Genomic DNA, 16,222 nt, shown 5'->3' with positions numbered 1-16,222 from the left:
CCCCCGGGCGGTGACGATCACGAGGTGCCCGTGCAGCCCGAGGTGATCCCGGCCGGCTGCCTGACGCTCCGGCCGTTCACGTCCGACGATGTCCCGTGGGTCCACGAGGTGTCGCTGGATCCCGCGATGCAGCGGTTCGTCACGCTGCCGTCACCGTACCGGGCCGAGGACGCGAGGTTCTTCGTCGAGGAGGTGGCCCTCGCGGGGTGGGCGAGTGGGCGCCGACTGGAGTTCGTCGCCGAGGACTCCGCCGCGGGAACCCGTCTCGGCCGGGTGGGCCTGGGGCTGAAGCCGGGCGGGCGCGCCGAGATCGGCTACTGGGTCGATCCGCGAGCGCGGGGCCGCGGTGTCGCCGCCGACGCCACGCGTGCCGTGTGCCGCTGGGCGTTCACGAGGCTGGATCTGGAGATCATCGAGTGGCGGTGCGAGGTGGGGAACCACGCCTCCCGGCGCGTCGCGGAGAAGGCCGGCTTCCTGATGGAGGGGACGCTGCGCAAGCGCCTGTTCCACCGGGGGACGGTGGTCGATGCCTGGGTCGGTTCGCTGCTCAGGGACGAAGCCCGGTGAGGCACCGGTCGGCCCGCACGTCCGTCACCCGCGAGTCCGATGCGGACGTCCACACAGGACGGTCAGGCGGCTTCCGCGGTCGGTGTTCCCAGCCGGGCCAGCAGGTCGGCGCGGTGCAGGTCGGCCACCGGGGCGAGCAGGTCGGGGTGCCGCAGCAGCACCGCCGCGCGCCGGTCGCGCACGTCGGGGTCGGTGAGGCGGCGGAAGTCCGGGGCCAGGCCGGCGGCGTGCACCGAACCGGCCACCGTCGCGACCGCCGCCAGTGCCAGCGAGCGGTCGGCGAGCAGGCACGCCGCCCAGCTGGCGACCACCTCGTCGACCCACGTCCGCCACGCCGTGTCCTCGCCGGGCACCGCGTCCACGCCGGCGACCCAGTCCAGCCGGCCCGACCCGCCGGGGCCCACGACGTCCAGCAGCCCGGCGTCCAGCGCCGTCGGGTACCGCAGCCACGCCGCGGCCGTGGCGGCCTGGCGGCACTGGGCCTCGGCCAGGGCCGCGCTGAGCGGGCCGCGCTCGGGCGGGTAGGCGCGCAGCAGCCACTGCGCGGTGGCCGCGATGACGGACGACAGGTCGGCGGACGCGGGGGACACGGGGGACACCTTCCGGGACAAGCACAGCGTTGCCCGCACGCTAACAGCCGGGACGGCCCCGTCCGGGTGCCTTTTGCCCGACGTCACAGCCACCATGACGACCATCACTCACCTGCAGGGGGAGCCGGGCCGCGGGAAACGTGAAAAAACCGGGCGGATCGTCGATCCGCCCGGTTCAGGGTCTGACGAGTGCGCGATACTGGGATTGAACCAGTGACCTCTACCGTGTCAAGGTAGCGCTCTCCCGCTGAGCTAATCGCGCGAGGTGGAGACGGGATTCGAACCCGTGTACACGGCTTTGCAGGCCGTTGCCTCGCCTCTCGGCCACTCCACCGTACGGGCCCGAGTGGGCACCCGAGCGGACGACGGGATTCGAACCCGCGACCCTCACCTTGGCAAGGTGATGCGCTACCAGCTGCGCTACGTCCGCCTACCGTGACTCCGGGGTGATCCCCGTCGCCGTGGTGTGAGAGAACAATATCCGACCCGGGAGCCCGCGAAAACAGGGGGGTGGGTGTTCCGCCCCCCGCCCGCGGGTGCTATCCAAGATCGTTGGGGATCAGGTGGGTCAGGGCGTCGTCCATGTCGATCCACAGGTGCTCGTTGCCCGGCAGCACCACGTCGTAGGTGCGGTCCAGGAAGTCGGCCAGCTCCTGGGCGGAGGCCTCGAACACCGCGTGCCCGGACGGCGAGTTCAGCTCGATCATCACCGACTCGGGGTCCTCGACCGACGGGCGGATGCGGACGTCACCGTCACCGGCCTCGGCCAGCAGGCCGTCGGCGAGCAGGTCGCGGGCGTAGACCCACTCCACCCAGCCGGCGCGGCCGGTGCGGAAGGCCGCGACGACGGCGTACGGGTCGCGGGTGTCGTAGCGCAGTTCCACCTTCACCGGCACGGCCGGGGCACGCGGCGCCAGGAGGTCGAACACCGCTGTGGAGCGGAGCGTCACGTGGTCGTTGCGCATCGTCTTACCTTTCGTCTCCCTTCACGGCCCGCTGGCCGAGCTTCAGGTGTGAGACGCACGAACCCGCCGTCTGGCTTCGCGGGTTCGCCCGGCTTCACCCGGACGGGGTCGCCGACCCCGGTGCTCGCGCGGTACCGGCCTGGCGGGACCGGCCTCGCTGATCGTCTACCCACCCATACTGCTCGGTTCAACGCGGGCGGGACAGGATCGCTTCGCAGCCTGGCACGTGACCTGGGTCGCGTCGACTCCGGGGGCGGGCACGGTCACCTCGGGGTTTTCCGCTGCGTGTCGGCTCATACCCGCAGCGTGTGGGTCAAAGACCACCCGTTTGCAGTGCCCGTCACGTCATCCGCTAGAGTTCTCCCCCGTACGGACGGGGGCGATTAGCTCAGCGGGAGAGCGCTTCGTTCACACCGAAGAGGTCACTGGTTCGATCCCAGTATCGCCCACCGGAGAGTTTAGTTGTTCAGACGGCCTGCCGAGACCATCCTCGGCAGGCCGTCGGCGTTCTGACCACCTTCGCGAAGCCGAAGAGGTCGCGCCGCATTCTGCTCCTGACCTGGGGTTTCGTCCCAGTTCCATCCGCCGTCGTGCTCCCGGCGCCGCTGCAGCGCTGCCCGCATCGACCCGGCCATGACATCAGTCACGTGGGTGTGACGTAGGTCATGGAAGTGCATCCCCTGATTGAGTGGTGCTCAGCCCAGCCTCTTGTCGCCGGTGTGAGACTCATGCCGGTCAGCACAACGGCCGGGGGACTGCGGGTGGCACGGGCTCCAGGGGGTAGTCGCGGCAGTCGACGCGTGCCCACACGGTCTTGCCTTCGCCAGAGACGTCGTCGGTTCCCCAGCCGCGGGCGAGCGCGACCGGGTGAGGGTGGTGTGCAAGTACCCGTAGGTCTAGCCCGAGGCGGTCGTCGCCGTCAGGGCGATGCGTTCGGCCATGACGGCCTGGAAGTGCGGGCAGCGGGTGAAGTCGTCGTGCTCGCAGTCCAGGGCGCACTCGACCAGATCGAGCGAGGCCTGGGCGCGGGCGATGCGTTCGGCGAGTTCGTCGCGCCGGCGCCGCAGCACGGCCCGGCGTGCCGCCGGATCGGACGTCCTGATCATCTCCCGGATCTCGTCCAGGCCGAGCCCGGCCTCCTTGGCGCGCAGGATCACGGCGACGCGGAAGAGGTCGTCCGCGCCGTAGCGACGCCGGCCGCCCACCCGGTCCGGCGTGACCAGGCCCATCGACTCCCAGTGGCGCAGCACGTGGGTCGCCAACCCGAACCGGGCCGCGATCTCCCCGATGCTCATCGTCGTCGCGCTTGACTTCATGTCGGCATTAAGTCGCACCCTGGGTGCCATGTCCACCCACACCACCGATCCCGACTCGATCGCCGGCCTGATCTCCGTGCTCGACGCGGCCGATGCCCTGCCCGGCGCAGCCGAACTCCGGGCTCGCACCTACGAACTGCTGCACATCGCGCCCGGCGCCCCGATCGTCGACGTCGGGTGCGGCTCGGGCCGCGCCGTCGCCGAGCTGACCGAGCGAGGCGCCGAGTGTGTGGGGGTCGATCCCAGCGAGACCATGCTGACCGCGGCCCGGCACCGCCGGCCGGGACTGGAGTTCGTGTCCGGAACCGCGGAGGAGTTGCCGTTCCCCGATGGCGTGTTCGCCGGGTACCGGGCCGACAAGGTCTTCCACGAGGTGCACGATGCCGAGGCCGCGCTCCGCGAGGCGATGCGCGTGCTCGCGCCAGGCGGGCGCATCGTCTTGCTGGGCCAGGACTGGGAAACGTTCGTGATCGACTCCGACCACCCTGATCTCACCGGGGCCCTGGTGCGGTCCCGTGCCCGGTCCGTCGCCAACCCGAGAGTGGCCCGGCGCTACCGCAACCTGCTGCTCGACCAAGGGGTCACCGAGATCACCGTCGAGGTCCACACCGCGGTGCTCACCGACGCGGTGATGCTGCCAGTGCTGTCCGGTCTCGCCGACCACGGGTTGCAGGCGGAGGCAGCCCCGCCGGAACAGATCACGGCGTGGCTGGACGAACAACAGCGACGCGCGGCGGCCGGGCGGCTCTTCCTGGCTATTCCTTTCTTTCTGGCCGCCGGAACCCGCCCCTGACCGCGCTGCGCTCAGGGCTTGGGTTTGGAGAGCAGGAAACAGGCGTAGCGCTCGTCGAGCTCGTTCTCCGGAACGAGCTCGATCGCCTCCGGGGTGAGTCCGCACCGCTGAGCGAGCTGCCAGAAGTCCGGGATGCGGTAGCTGGTCATGCTGGCGACACCGGTCTTGTAGGACCACGCGCGTGGCGGGCTCCGCATCCGTCCGTCGTCGTACTTGATCCGGATCAGGGCCAGACCGCCCGGCGTCAGCAGGTCCTGGGCGATCCGTTGCCTGCTCGGGTTCCGCCACGTCGATGCGGACCGGGCGGAAGGGCGTGGCACAAGACGCCGCGACCTGCCGTCCGCACTCGTCGAGGCTCGCGCGCGAGACGTCGACCCCCACGTACTCCTCCCCATGGGGCGCGAAGTGCACGGCGTTCGCGCCGCTACCGCATCCCCATTCCACGATCCGCGTCCACGGTCGGTCGAATTCGAGCATGCGGGCGCCGCGCCGGACGAGGGCAGGTGGCGGGCGCCGATCTCGTCCCACAGGTTGTTCCCGGCGAAGACCGGTGCATTGCGCCAGTTCGACCCTCCACCGTGTCCGCTCCTCGTCCGGGACGAACCCCTCGCAGCTACGATCCACCACAGGACCTCTTCCGCGACCCGGACGCCATGCTCCGGCTGTGCGACCGCGCCCCGGAGACGTTCCGCGCACTCATTCGCAGCGATGCGTCGGCCGAGGACCTGGTCGTAAACCGGTTGCGTCAACTGCCGGCAGTTCCTGACTGGTTCGAACTGGAGGCTGCTGACCGCGGTGGCCGGGAGCGGGTGTGGCAGGACTTCCTGGAAGCCAACCCGTGGATCCTCGGCGTCAGCCTCGCCCGTCCCTTGGTCACCTCGTGTGACGCGGACAAGCTGGAGAAGGTCGTCGCCGGCTTCTCCGTGGCCGGGCCGGGCAAGCGGGCCGAGCGCCCTGCTCCGGACCAACGGGCGCATCCGTCGATGGTCTTCGCCGAGATCAAGCACCACCAGACCCCGCTCCTGGCGCGCGAGTACCGTCCGGGATGCTGGTCGCCCTCGCACCTTCCTGGTGCGTCCGCGCTCGTTCCTGATCATCGGCCACCTCGACGAGCCGGTGGTGTCCACCGCGGCCGGTACCAGTCGATCGAGCTCTACCGCCGCAACCTTGACGAGCCCGAGGTCATCACCTTGGACGAGCTGCTGGCGCGGGCCGAGTGGCACGTCACTGGTTGATTGTGCGAGCGGGCGGTTACCGTTGGTGCATGACCACGGTGACGCGCAGCCTGCCGGCCAGGTGGCTGCTGCTCGCCGTGGTTGCCCTGGCGCTGGTGCTCATGCATCACGTGCCGGCCGAGCACGGCGGCGGTACCACACACGGAACCGGCCCCGCCATGGTGGCGATGGCCGCCACGTCGGGGCCCGCGGTGCAACCGGTCTCGGACGGCCACCCCATGGCCGACATGCTCCACCAGTGCCTGGCCGTGGTCGGCCAGTTCGCGGCCTGGATTCTCGTCCTGCTCCTCGGCGCGGCGCTGGCTCACCTGTTCGGGAGCTGGCGGACCGGTGCGCCGGCGTCCGGTGCCAGTGGCCCGGATCCGCCTGTCAGGGGCAGTGGCAGAGTCATCCTCACTTCGGTCTGCGTGTTGCGCCTGTGACCGGCCGGTGGCGTTTTCGCGCCATCAGCGGCAGGTGAACAACTCGTGACCGAAGGAAGAATCATGAAGAAGACATTTGTGGGTACCGGCATCGCTGTGGCCGTTGCCGGGCTCGTCCTGGCCGCGTGCAGCGGCGGCGACGACCACGGCGGCATGGACATGGGCAACAGCAGCGCTCCCGTCACCTCGTCGGCTCCCGCGCAGTCCGCGACGCACAACGACGCCGACGTCACCTTCGCCCAGGAGATGATCCAGCACCACCAGCAGGCTCTCGACATGGCGAAGCTGGTGCCCACGCGCAGCACCAACAACCAGGTCAAGGACCTGGCCAGCCGGATCGAGCGCGCCCAGGATCCCGAGATCCAGCAGATGCAGGGTTGGCTCACGCAGTGGAATGCGGCCATGAGCACGATGCCCTCCATGTCGGGGATGCACATGCCGTCGACCTCCTCGATGCCCGGCATGATGAGCGACGCGGACATGCAGATGCTCGAGCACGCCAGTGGTGCGGAGTTCGACAAGATGTGGCTGCAGATGATGGTCGAACACCACCAGGGTGCGGTCGAGATGGCGCGGACCGAACTGGCCAACGGGGCCAACGCTGACGCCAAGGCGCTGGCGCAGGCCATCATCGATGCCCAGACGGCTGAGATCACCGAGATGCAGCAACTGCTGACCACGCTCTGACGAAGGTGCTGACGTAGGGGTGGGGAACCCTTCATCGGTTTCCCGCCCCTACCCGGACCTTGTACTACCAGACATAGTAGAATGGTCCGATGGACCGCGATGTCGCACCTTCGAGGGGTGGGCACCGTGAAAGCTGGCTCCGTGTGAACGGGTGCTGTTAGTTTTGCCCACGTGCTTACCGGCACCCGCAACCTGCGTTGCTCGGCGGGTTTCCTGATCCTCTGTGGACTCCTGGTCGGGGCCGGCGTGCATCCCGGTGCTTGCGCCCTTGCCGGCGCCGAGCGTGGCGCGATGTCCGGGCAAGCGGATCCGCTCAGCACGACAGGTGCCACCGCGGCAGCCATGAGCAGTAGGTGCGGCCGGTGACCGCGCTGGGTGCGCCTGAGGCTGCCGAGCGCGGTCTGCGGTCGTCCTGCCCGGGCGGACCACCTCGCCCGGGCCGCCGCGAGTGGACGGCTGGCAACGTCTCCTCGATCCCGGCGTGACGCGCATCTGAGCGGGAACCGCCGACCGCCGTCCGGAGTCGCCGGCGACGGAGCGACCTGCCTCAGCCCGTCTGCGAGAGATCGAAGGATCGATAACGTCCTGCCCCAGCAACGCATGCCCGCGGCGCGCCTGCGACCATCCGCTTCGCGTGCTGAGGATCGCCAGACCTACCTCGCGTTGCCGATGGAAGCGCGCCGGGTGGCCGGATCGGCGACTGCCAGTGATGCGCTGGTCGCCGGGCCCGCGGTGTCCGGCGTCGTGGCGACAGCCGGTCAGATCCGCATCACGAGCTGGTTCAAGGCGCGCTTTCCGGCGGGGACCTGGTCTTCCCCTTCGAGATGGACACCGCCGTGCGGTTGTCCGGCGAGGGCTGGTCGCGCCGCGCTACGGGTTCTACAACACCATCGTCGGCGTGGGAGATCTGGCGCGGGCCGCGGGGTGGCCGAGATCCCGTGGCTCCGCCTGGTACTGCTCGGCGCGCTGGCCGTGCGGCGTCTGGACAGGGACCGCAGGTTGACGGACCGATCGGTGGCTGCTTGAGGGAAGACGGGTGCGGGGCCTCACGAAGAGGTCCCGCACCCGCTGGGCGCGTGCTGGGAGGGGGGGCCCGCACGCGCGGGGCCGCGCCGAGGGCGCGATCACCGCGCCGGATACTAGGGAAGATAGTAGATCTTGGCAAGGGTGCCCCGCGAAACCCGGGCACTGTCCGCGGGCGCCGGACGATATTCTGGAACAACGGTTTGCTGGGCAATTCGGAGTCGGGGAGTGGGATGTTCGGTCTCGGGGACCTCGAATCCGCGGTCATGGACGTGCTGTGGAACACGCCCGAGCCGGTCAAGGTCCGCGCCGTGCTCGAGCAGCTGAACACGCCGAAGCAGCTCGCCTACACCACGGTCATGACCGTCCTCGACAACCTGCACCGCAAGGGCTGGGTCGAGCGGCAGCTGGATGGTCGGGCCTACCTCTACCAGCCGGCGATCGGACGGGAGGAAGCGGCTGCCCGGGCGTTGCGCGACATCGTGAACTCCTCCGGCAATCCGGAAGGCGTGCTGTTGCACTTCGCGCAGTCGGTGTCCGAAGAGGAAGTCGACGTGCTCCGCAAAGGACTGCGCCGGAAGCCCCGTCGGCGATGATCGTCGGCCTGTCCGTGCTCGCCGGTGCGGTCGCGGCTGCCTGGCTGATGCCGGGTTGGCTGCGAGCCATGGATCTGCGCCGCCGTGACCCGGTGTTGCTGATCGTGTGCTGGCTGCTGTCCATGCTGGGTGTCGCGCTCGCCGCGGTTGCGAGCGTGGTGCTCCTGCTTCATCCCACGCACGGTTCGCTCGGTTCCCTGGCCACGGCGGTGCACGACTGCTGGGACGCGATCGAGCACGGCTCGCCACCCGCCGTCGAGCAGATGGGCGGCACGCTGGGCGGGGTCGTGCTGATCGCGCTGGCTCTGCGGTTGATGGTCGTCGGCAGCCGGGGGATCCAGCGCCGCGCCAGGGCCCGCCGACGCCACTTGGCCACGCTTCGGCTCGCGGGACGCTCGGACGGTGCGGTGCCGGCCACGCTGTGGCTGGCACACGACCGGCCCTTGGCGTTCAGCGTGGGCGGCAGGCGCGGAGTCGTCGTCGCCACCGAAGGGCTGAGCCGTTACCTGGACGACGGTGCTGTCGCGGCGGTGCTCGCGCACGAACGTGCTCACCTCGCCGGCCGGCACCACCAGCTGATCGCCCTCGCAGACGCCCTGCGCGCCGTGTTGCCGATCCTGCCGCTGTTCCGGCAGGCGCCGAAAGCGTTGCGCGAGCTGGTGGAGCTCGCAGCTGACGTCGCCGCCGCGCGCCGGTGCGGGAAGCGGGCGGTGCGCGCGGCACTGCTGGGCGTGTCCGGTGTCGGCGCGCCCGAGATCGCGCTCGCCATGGCGCGCGACGCGGTCGATGTGCGCCTGGCCCGGCTCGAACAGGGCAGCCTGCCTCCCGCCGGTACTCGCCGGGCACTGGCTTGCGGTCTGGCCGGTTTCACCGCGGTGGTGCTGCCATTTCTGGCCGGCGCGGCCCTGATGGTGATGGTCGCTCTCGTCGCCTGCGTGGTGGGCTGAGCGTCTCCGAATGCGGTGGCTCTTGTCACCCTTTCGGATGATGATCTACTACCGTCGTTAGTATCGCCGCCGGTGTTTCCGGAGGCGAGCAGACGGAGGTACAGCCACGTGGCGGTCCATCAACGCAAGCGCGTGTTCCGGAGTGCACTTGCGGCAGGCGTGGCACTCGCCATCGGCACCGCGATTCCCGTGGCCAACGCGCAACCACCCGCGGATCCGCAGGCGCAGTACGAGCAGCTGTCGGAGGAAGCCGCCAAGGCCGACGAGGATCTGCTCAAGGCGCAGGACGATCTGGAGCGGCGCAACGCCGAACTCGACCAGGCCAACGCGGACCTCGCCGCGGCCACGGCAAGCCAGCAACAGGCTGCCGCGGCTGTCGAACAGGCCCGGGTCGAGGTGGACCGAGTCGCCGCGGAAGCGTTCCAGGGAGGCGCGACCTCGAGCCGGATGTCGGCTGTGATGTCCAGCGGGTCGGTGCAGAACTTCCTGGACCGCATGTCCGCCCTGGGTGTCCTGGCCGAGCAGCAGAACGGCGCGCTGAACGCGTTGAACGCCGCGCTGGCCCAGGCCGATCTGGTCCGCGCCGACATGCAGGGCGCGCAGGAACGCGCCGCCGCCGCCCGCGACGCGGCGGCGAAGCTGACCGAGGACATCCGGCAGCACAAGACGACGCTCAACGCGCGCGTCGCGCAGGTCCGGCAGGCGCTCCAGCGGCTGAGTCCGGCAACCAGGCAGGCGATGGGCACCGTCAAGGACACCGGGTCCTACCTGGGCCCGCCCGGTGCCGCGAACACCGCGCTGCAGGCCGCCCTGGCCAAGCGGGGCTCGGAGTACGAGTGGGGCGCGGACGGCCCGAGCGAATTCGACTGCTCGGGGCTGACGATGTGGGCCTACCGCGCGGCGGGCATCTCGCTGCCGCACTCCAGCCGCTCGCAGTACACGCTGGGCCGTCCGGTCGCGCAGAGCGAGCTCCAGCCGGGCGACCTCGTCTTCTACGACGACGGCACCGGCAACCCGGCCGCGATCCACCACGTCGGCATGTACGTCGGCGACGGCAAGATGGTGGACGCCCCGACCGAGGGTCAGCTGGTCGACGTCCGCTCCGTCCGCGGCGACGGCCACTACATCGGAGCGCGCCGCATCGTCGGTTGACGGGTTGAGGCGGCGCTGGATCATGGGGGTATGCGCAGCAGCGAGGTCGCGGCCGAGGCGGGAGTGAATCCGGGAGCTGGGCGTCACCTTGGACGAGATGCGGGACCTGCTGCGCGTGGCCGCTGGTGGCCCGGAGGACTGCGAAGCGGCGAGCGCGCTTGCACACGCCCGGCTCGCGCGGTTCCGACGTCGTCGTCACCATCCGCGTGATCACCGGGCACTCGGAGGCCACGACCGCGGGCATGACCGGGTCGCCGACCTTGCTCGTCGACCGGTCTGACCCGTTTGCCAGGCCGCCGATGACGGTCACATGAGGACAAGCCCGCCACCGAAGGTCGCCAGCAACAGGCCGGCGAGCGGGCCCAACGCAACCGAGGTAGTGGCCGCGGCGTAGGCGGTACCCGCGGACCAGCGGTCGACCACCGCCGCTGCGGGCACGTCGGTCGCGCGAGCCGCGGGGGCGATCCAGCGCACGTAGTAGAACAGGCTGGCCACAGTGTTGACCGCCGCCACCACGACGAGCCAGGCGAAGCCGCCGTCGAACGCGGCGGTGAACACGGTCAGCTTGCCGACGAACACCCCGGTCGGCGGGGTGCCGACGAGCCCGAGCAGGCACACCGCCAGCGCGATGGCGAGCCCGGGGCGGTGGCGGACCAGGCCGCTGTAGTCCTCGATCACCGCGGTCTTGGGCAGCGCGCACACCACGGCGAACGCCCCGAGGTTGGTGACCGCGTAGGCGGCGACGTACAGCAGCAGGCTGGGCAAGGCCAGGTCGCTGCGCAGGGCGACGGCGACGGCCATGAGCAGGTATCCGACCTGGCTGATGGTCGAGTACGCGAGCAGCCTGCGCACGTTCTGCTGGAAGAACGCGGCGAGGTTGCCCAGTGTCATGGTGACCGCGGCGACGATCGCCAGCAGCAGCGCCCAGTCGACGGGCGAGACCGCCAGAGCCGAGGACACGAGCCGGTAGGCGGCGATCACCCCGCCGATCTTGGGCACCGTGGTGAGGAACGCCGCGACCGGCGGTCTGGTGCCCTCGGTGACGTCCGGTACCCAGAAATGCGCCGGCACCGCGCCCACCTTGAACAGCAGCCCGCCGAGCACGCCGACGAATCCAACGGCCACCGCGGCGACCGGTGCCCCACCCAGCGATTCGCGGAGCGGGGCGTACCCACTGGCCCCGCCGACTCCGAACAGGACGGTCGCACCGGAGAGCATGACGATGCCGAGCAGGGCCCCGAGCAGGTAGAACTTCAGCGACGCCTCGGTGCCGGTGTCGTCCTTCGCGAACCCCGCGAGCGCGTACAGCGGGATGCTGGCGAGCAGGTACGCGGCGACCAGCAGCATCAAGTCATTCGCCCCGGTCAGCAGCACCGTCCCCAGGGCGGCGAGCAGCATGAGGACGTACAGCTCGCTCTCCCGTGGGGCGCCGCGGAACTCCCCGGCACTGACCCCGAGGGTGATGAGCACGGCGGCCAGCACGATGGCCCGGCCGGCGTTGGTGGCGACATCGATCGCGTAACTGCCGCCGAACACCGTCTCGTCCTGCCCCCAGGCCACCACGGCCGCGACCAGGCCGGCCAGGCAGGCGAGTGCGGTGACCAGCCGGACGGGCCACTGACGCTGCCGCGGGAGGTAGGACCCGAGCAGCACGGCGACCACGGCCGCCACCGCGAGGAAGATCTCGGGCAGCAGCGCGGAGGGGTCTTCGTTCATCATCTCCACGGCGGGATCACCGGGCCATCAGGTCGAGGACCGCGCGCGACGCCGGCTCGATCAGGTCGAGCAGGAACCGCGGGAACACGCCGATGACGACGGCGAGCACCAGGAGCGGCGCGATCGAGACGCCCTCGGTCACCGTGAGGTCCGCCGCCGGTTCGGCCGAGCGCGCGGGGCCGAGGAAGATCCGTTGGAAGGCGCGCAGGAACAGCGCCGCCGTCACGAGGATGCCGAGGAACGCCAGCACCGTGGCGACCGGCGTCGCCCCGAGTGACCCGGTGAAGATCTGGAACTCGGCGATGAACCCGGAGAACCCGGGCAGGCCGAGCGAGGCGAACGCCGCCACCGCGGCGAGCCCCGCGAACCTGGGCGCACTGGCCGCCATCCCGCCGTAGCGGGACATGTCGTAGGTGCCGCCCCGGTCGTAGAGCACTCCGGCCAGCAGGAACAGCGCGCCGGTGATCAGGCCGTGGCTGACCATCTGCGTCACCGCCCCGGTCACCGCGAGCTGACGCGCTTCGGCAGCTGAATCGGCAACCAGTCCGGCGGCGCCGACCGCGAGGATGATGTAGCCCATGTGATTGACCGAGGTGTAGGCGATCATCCGCTTGAAGTCCCGCTGCGCCAGCGCCACGAACGCTCCATAGAGGACGCTGATCACGCCGATCACGACGAAGACCGCGGCGTAGCGCCGCCAGGTGTCGGGCAGGATCGGCATCATGATGCGCACGAACCCGTACGTGCCCATCTTCAGCAGCACTCCCGCCAGGATCGCCGACCCGGCCGCGGGCGCCTCCGTGTGCGCGGGCGGCAGCCAGGTGTGGAACGGCACGGTCGGCGTCTTGATCGCGAAACCCACACCCAGGGCGAGCAGCACGAGCCCGGCGACCCATCCGCCACCGGCCAGCGGCATCTGCCGCGTCAGCTCGACGATGTCGAACGTGTGCGGCGAGGCGGCGAGGTAGAGGGCGATGAACCCGACCAGCAGGGCGAGGGAGCCGACGAAGGTGTACAGGAAGAACTTCACCGCCGCCCGAGCCGCGTCGCGGTGACCCCAGCCCGCGATCACGAAGTACATCCCGACGATCGACAGATCGAAGAAGACGAAGAACAGGATCAGGTCCAGGGCGACGAACAGCCCGAGGCTCACCGTCTCCAGGAACAGGAACAATGCGGCGAAGGAGCGCACCCGCTTGTCCTGCCGCAGCGAGTACACCGCGCACGCGAGGAACAGACCCGCGGTGAGCGCGACCAGCGGCAGGCTGAGACCGTCCACGCCCAGGTGGTAGCCGGAACTCACGCTCGGGATCCACCGCAGGTTCACTTCGTAGGCGTAACCGTCCCCACCCGGATACCCCACCCACAACGCGATGACCAGCGCGAAATCGGCTGCCGCCACCGCGAGCCACCACCACCGGACGAACCGGTCGGGCACGCGCGGCACCGCGAACAGCACCACCGCCGCCACCAGCGGCAGGAACACCACCACGCTGAGCACGTTCACCTCACGTTCGTCACAGGACGATCAACAACAGAGCCAGGACACCCAGCGCGACCGCGGCCTGGGCGTAGTAGTGGTGCAGCTGACCGGTCTGCGGCCGCGGTGCCTGCCGCCCCAGGGACCGGGCCGCCCTGGTCAGGCCACGTACAGCGCCGTCGATCGACCACTCGACACGCAGGTCGACCAGCCGGCCGAGGGCGCCCGCGGTCGCGGCGGCGGCGCGGACCCCGCCATCCACCACCCGGTCGTCGAAGCGGGCCAGCCCGTCCGCCAAGCGCAGGGCAGGCGTCACGACGAGCAGTCGTGCGAGCCGCTCGAGCCCGAGCCAGCCGGCCGGCAAGGACGGTGCGGCGAGCGGCCGCGAACGGGTCCACGAGGCGGCGGCCACGGCGCCGGCGAGCGCGATCAACCCGGAAATGGCCTGCTCGAACCAGGTGACCCCGGTGTTCTCGGGGGCGCCGAGAAGCGAGGCGAACCAGCGAGCGGGCCTGGGCAGACCGACAATCCCGAGTACCGCGGCGGCGAGGGCGAGGACCGGCAGCGGGCCGATGAGCAACGAGTTCGGCGGCCGGGCCCCAATGGTGTCGCCGGGCTGCCAGACGATGGCCAGCACCCGGCCCACGTAGGCGCCGCTGAGCAGTGCGGCCGCCAGCCCGGCCACGTGGAGGGCGGGGGAATCGGCCAGCGCGGCGGCGAGGACCGCGTCCTTGGTCACCCAGATCGACAGCGGGGGCACGCCCGCCAGGCTCAGCGCACCGATCGTGAACACCGCACCGAGCAGCGGGAAACGCCGCGCGGCACCCTTCAGCCGCGCGAGGTCCTTGGTGTCCAGCGCGACGAGCCACGCACCGGCCCCGAGGAACAGCAGGCTCTTCGTCGCCGCGTGCGCCACGAGCTGACCCGTCCCGGCCGCCACACCGCCAGTGCCGGCCGCGAGCACCATGAACCCGATCTGGGAGCAGGTCGACGCGGCCAGCACCTGCTTGAGGTCGCGCTGCGCCACCGCGACGGCGCCGAGCGCCAGCGCGGTGAGCACCCCGATCCACGCGACCGTGGTGGCCGCCCACCCGGTCGCGGCCAGCAGCGGCTCGGACCGCAGCAACAGATACGCACCGGCCGCCACCATCGTCGCCGAGTGCAGCAGCGCCGAGACCGGGCTCGGGCCGTCCATGGCCCGGGAAAGCCAGAAGCTGAACGGCAACTGGGCGGATTTGCCGATCGCGGCGAGCACCAGCCCGGCCGCGACGGCGTCCCGCCATCCGCCCGCCGCCCCGGGCAGCCCGGCCAGGGTGAGACCACCGACCCCACCTGCGAGCGCCGCCCCGGCCGCGAGGTACAGCCCCAAGTCGGCCGTCCGGGTGGTGAGGAACGCGACCACACCCGAGCCCGCCCGGCGCTCTTCCCGCCACCAGAACCCGATGAGGGCGTACGAGCAGGCGCCCATGACTTCCCAGGCCATGAGCAGCACGACCAGGTCGCGCGCGGTGACCGTCACCAGCATCGCCGCGGCGAAGACCAGCATCAGGCCGTGGAAGCGCGCACGGGATTCGTCGGCCCCGAACTCCCCACCCGCGAAGACGAGCACCGCGAGCAGGATGACCGCGACGGTCACCACTATGACGGCCGACAGCCCGTCGACGCCGAGCCCGATCCGCAGGCCGGCCAGGAACGGCATCGAGACCTCCGGCCGTCCGGCGGCGGCGATGATCGCCAGCACCGTCGTCACGGCTGCCGCGCCGATGCCGGCCCAGGCAGCGAGCCGGTCGGCGCGGTGGCCCGACAGCAGGAGGGCGCCTCCGGCCACGACGGGGAGCGCGATGAGCAGCCACAGGGTCATCGGTTCAGCCCTTGAGGTCCGCCGCGGAGTCGGTCATGTCCACGTCCCGGCGCCGGAAGATCGCGGTCGTGACGGCGAACCCGATCGCCATGTCCACCGCCATCAGCACGAGCGCGACGACCACCACGACCTGGCCGTCGGGGCGGCTGGGCGAGGCGAAGTACCAGTACGCCGACGCCGCCACGATGACCGCGTTGGCCATCAGCTCCAGCCCCATCATGATCATCACGATGGACTGCTGGGAGAGCGCGCCGTAGAGGCCGACGCTGAACAGCGCCGCGGCCAGGAGCAGGAACTGTTGCAGGATCACCGGTTCAAGCCCCCTCGCACCGGGTCGTCGGGATGCTTGGCGTCGAGCCGGTCGCCATAACGGTCGTAACGGCCCCGGTGTGTCGCCAGGACGACGGTGGCCACCATGGTGGCGAACAGGCACAGCCCCAGCACCATCATCACCAGCATCTTCGACCCCATCAGGGCCTCACCGAGCGCCCGCGTGGGGTCGGCCGGCCGGGGATCGCCCGACGTGGGCCAGGGGATCAGGAAGATGCCCGCGACCAGTGCGGCGAACACCCCGCCGGCGATCGCCAGCGAACCCTTCTGGTTGTGCACCATGGTCATCGGCATCAACCCGGCCGGGTTCATCATGTACATGATCATGAAGACCACCATGACGACCATCTCCATGATCATCATGAGGACCACGAGAATGCCCAGGTAGGCCAGGTTCAGCAGCAGCACGGTCCCGGCGGCGAAGACGAACGACGCCAGGAGCGCGAACGTCGCGCGCGCCATCGAGTCCACCCGGAACACCGCGACTCCGGTGACGACGGAGCCGACGGCGCAGACCCAGAAGGCGATCTGTGCCCACATCA

The 16,222-nt window shown here is 70.5% G+C and carries 18 protein-coding genes and 4 tRNA genes; 10 read left to right on the top strand and 12 right to left on the bottom strand.

What is annotated here, in order from left to right; genetic code table 11:
• Positions 1–24 precede the first annotated feature (24 nt).
• Positions 25–567, top strand: a complete 543-nt coding sequence (locus tag FB470_RS29940; RefSeq protein WP_306996861.1) for a GNAT family N-acetyltransferase — start codon at positions 25–27, stop codon at positions 565–567.
• 62 nt (positions 568–629) lie between these two features.
• Here FB470_RS29940 and FB470_RS29935 read toward each other — a convergent pair whose 3' ends face one another.
• The 5 genes from FB470_RS29935 to FB470_RS29915 form a co-directional block, all read right to left on the bottom strand.
• On the bottom strand, positions 630–1,157 hold the full coding sequence (locus FB470_RS29935) for a hypothetical protein (protein ID WP_306996859.1): 528 nt from the start codon (positions 1,155–1,157) through the stop codon (positions 630–632).
• 190 nt (positions 1,158–1,347) lie between these two features.
• Positions 1,348–1,419: transfer RNA gene (locus tag FB470_RS29930), tRNA-Val, on the bottom strand.
• A gap of 1 nt (position 1,420) precedes the next feature.
• Positions 1,421–1,491 (bottom strand) — tRNA-Cys (locus FB470_RS29925).
• 23 nt (positions 1,492–1,514) lie between these two features.
• Positions 1,515–1,587 (bottom strand) — tRNA-Gly (locus tag FB470_RS29920).
• A 109-nt stretch (positions 1,588–1,696) separates the two neighbouring features.
• A complete protein-coding gene (locus FB470_RS29915; protein ID WP_017987927.1) occupies positions 1,697–2,122 on the bottom strand; it encodes an SsgA family sporulation/cell division regulator in 426 nt (141 codons plus the stop codon).
• A gap of 377 nt (positions 2,123–2,499) precedes the next feature.
• On the opposite strand from FB470_RS29915, the gene FB470_RS29910 reads away from it, so the two are divergent.
• A tRNA-Val gene (locus FB470_RS29910) sits at positions 2,500–2,571 on the top strand.
• Between the two features lie 447 nt (positions 2,572–3,018).
• Here the strand turns inward: FB470_RS29910 and FB470_RS29905 are convergent.
• Positions 3,019–3,438, bottom strand: coding sequence for a MerR family transcriptional regulator (locus FB470_RS29905; RefSeq protein WP_306996855.1), 420 nt, complete (start codon positions 3,436–3,438; stop codon positions 3,019–3,021).
• Between FB470_RS29905 and FB470_RS29900 the strand changes: the two genes are divergently transcribed.
• The gene (locus FB470_RS29900) at positions 3,410–4,231 is read left to right on the top strand and encodes a methyltransferase domain-containing protein (protein ID WP_306996853.1); all 822 of its coding nucleotides are present in this window, start codon (positions 3,410–3,412) and stop codon (positions 4,229–4,231) included. The two genes, FB470_RS29905 and FB470_RS29900, sit on opposite strands and share 29 nt — an antisense overlap.
• 11 nt (positions 4,232–4,242) lie before the next feature.
• On the opposite strand, the gene FB470_RS29895 is transcribed toward FB470_RS29900, so the two are convergent.
• On the bottom strand, positions 4,243–4,551 hold the full coding sequence (locus FB470_RS29895; RefSeq protein ID WP_306996851.1) for a hypothetical protein: 309 nt from the start codon (positions 4,549–4,551) through the stop codon (positions 4,243–4,245).
• A gap of 183 nt (positions 4,552–4,734) precedes the next feature.
• Between FB470_RS29895 and FB470_RS29890 the strand changes: the two genes are divergently transcribed.
• From FB470_RS29890 to FB470_RS35850, 7 genes are all read left to right on the top strand, one after another.
• Positions 4,735–5,466, top strand: coding sequence for a Shedu anti-phage system protein SduA domain-containing protein (locus FB470_RS29890; protein WP_306996849.1), 732 nt, complete (start codon positions 4,735–4,737; stop codon positions 5,464–5,466).
• Positions 5,467–5,495: 29 nt separating this feature from the next.
• Complete coding sequence (locus tag FB470_RS29885; protein WP_306996847.1) at positions 5,496–5,888, top strand: hypothetical protein; 393 nt, start codon at positions 5,496–5,498, stop codon at positions 5,886–5,888.
• 63 nt (positions 5,889–5,951) lie between these two features.
• Positions 5,952–6,575 carry a DUF305 domain-containing protein gene (locus FB470_RS29880; protein ID WP_306996845.1) on the top strand — a complete coding sequence of 208 codons (624 nt, stop codon included), beginning with the start codon at positions 5,952–5,954 and terminating at the stop codon, positions 6,573–6,575.
• 1,256 nt (positions 6,576–7,831) lie between these two features.
• Positions 7,832–8,194, top strand: a complete 363-nt coding sequence (locus tag FB470_RS29875) for a BlaI/MecI/CopY family transcriptional regulator (RefSeq protein WP_306996843.1) — start codon at positions 7,832–7,834, stop codon at positions 8,192–8,194.
• On the top strand, positions 8,191–9,141 hold the full coding sequence (locus FB470_RS29870) for a M56 family metallopeptidase (protein ID WP_306996840.1): 951 nt from the start codon (positions 8,191–8,193) through the stop codon (positions 9,139–9,141). Before FB470_RS29875 ends, FB470_RS29870 begins: the two co-directional genes overlap by 4 nt.
• Before the next feature lie 159 nt (positions 9,142–9,300).
• Entirely contained in the window at positions 9,301–10,293 is a 993-nt protein-coding gene (locus FB470_RS29865; protein WP_306996838.1) for a C40 family peptidase, read from the top strand.
• 67 nt (positions 10,294–10,360) lie between these two features.
• On the top strand, positions 10,361–10,573 hold the full coding sequence (locus tag FB470_RS35850) for a MerR family DNA-binding protein (RefSeq protein ID WP_370876709.1): 213 nt from the start codon (positions 10,361–10,363) through the stop codon (positions 10,571–10,573).
• Between the two features lie 26 nt (positions 10,574–10,599).
• Here FB470_RS35850 and FB470_RS29860 read toward each other — a convergent pair whose 3' ends face one another.
• Genes FB470_RS29860 through FB470_RS29840 form a run of 5 tightly spaced genes read right to left on the bottom strand, consistent with a single transcriptional unit; the run spans position 10,600 to position 16,220 of the window.
• A complete protein-coding gene (locus FB470_RS29860) occupies positions 10,600–12,009 on the bottom strand; it encodes an NADH-quinone oxidoreductase subunit N (RefSeq protein ID WP_306996836.1) in 1,410 nt (469 codons plus the stop codon).
• Positions 12,010–12,025: 16 nt separating this feature from the next.
• Positions 12,026–13,510, bottom strand: a complete 1,485-nt coding sequence (locus tag FB470_RS29855; protein WP_306999554.1) for a complex I subunit 4 family protein — start codon at positions 13,508–13,510, stop codon at positions 12,026–12,028.
• A 16-nt stretch (positions 13,511–13,526) separates the two neighbouring features.
• The gene (locus FB470_RS29850) at positions 13,527–15,350 is read right to left on the bottom strand and encodes an NADH-quinone oxidoreductase subunit 5 family protein (RefSeq protein WP_306996834.1); all 1,824 of its coding nucleotides are present in this window, start codon (positions 15,348–15,350) and stop codon (positions 13,527–13,529) included.
• A 4-nt stretch (positions 15,351–15,354) separates the two neighbouring features.
• Entirely contained in the window at positions 15,355–15,660 is a 306-nt protein-coding gene (nuoK, locus tag FB470_RS29845; RefSeq protein ID WP_306996831.1) for an NADH-quinone oxidoreductase subunit NuoK, read from the bottom strand.
• On the bottom strand, positions 15,657–16,220 hold the full coding sequence (locus FB470_RS29840; RefSeq protein ID WP_306996830.1) for an NADH-quinone oxidoreductase subunit J: 564 nt from the start codon (positions 16,218–16,220) through the stop codon (positions 15,657–15,659). Before FB470_RS29840 ends, nuoK begins: the two co-directional genes overlap by 4 nt.
• Positions 16,221–16,222: the final 2 nt, after the last annotated feature.

It is taken from the genome of Amycolatopsis thermophila, from assembly GCF_030814215.1.
GTDB classification, from domain to species: Bacteria; Actinomycetota; Actinomycetes; order Mycobacteriales; family Pseudonocardiaceae; genus Amycolatopsis_E; species Amycolatopsis_E thermophila.
The sequence above is the reverse complement of the archived record's forward strand: the minus strand, read 5'-3'. Positions and strand labels throughout refer to the sequence as shown.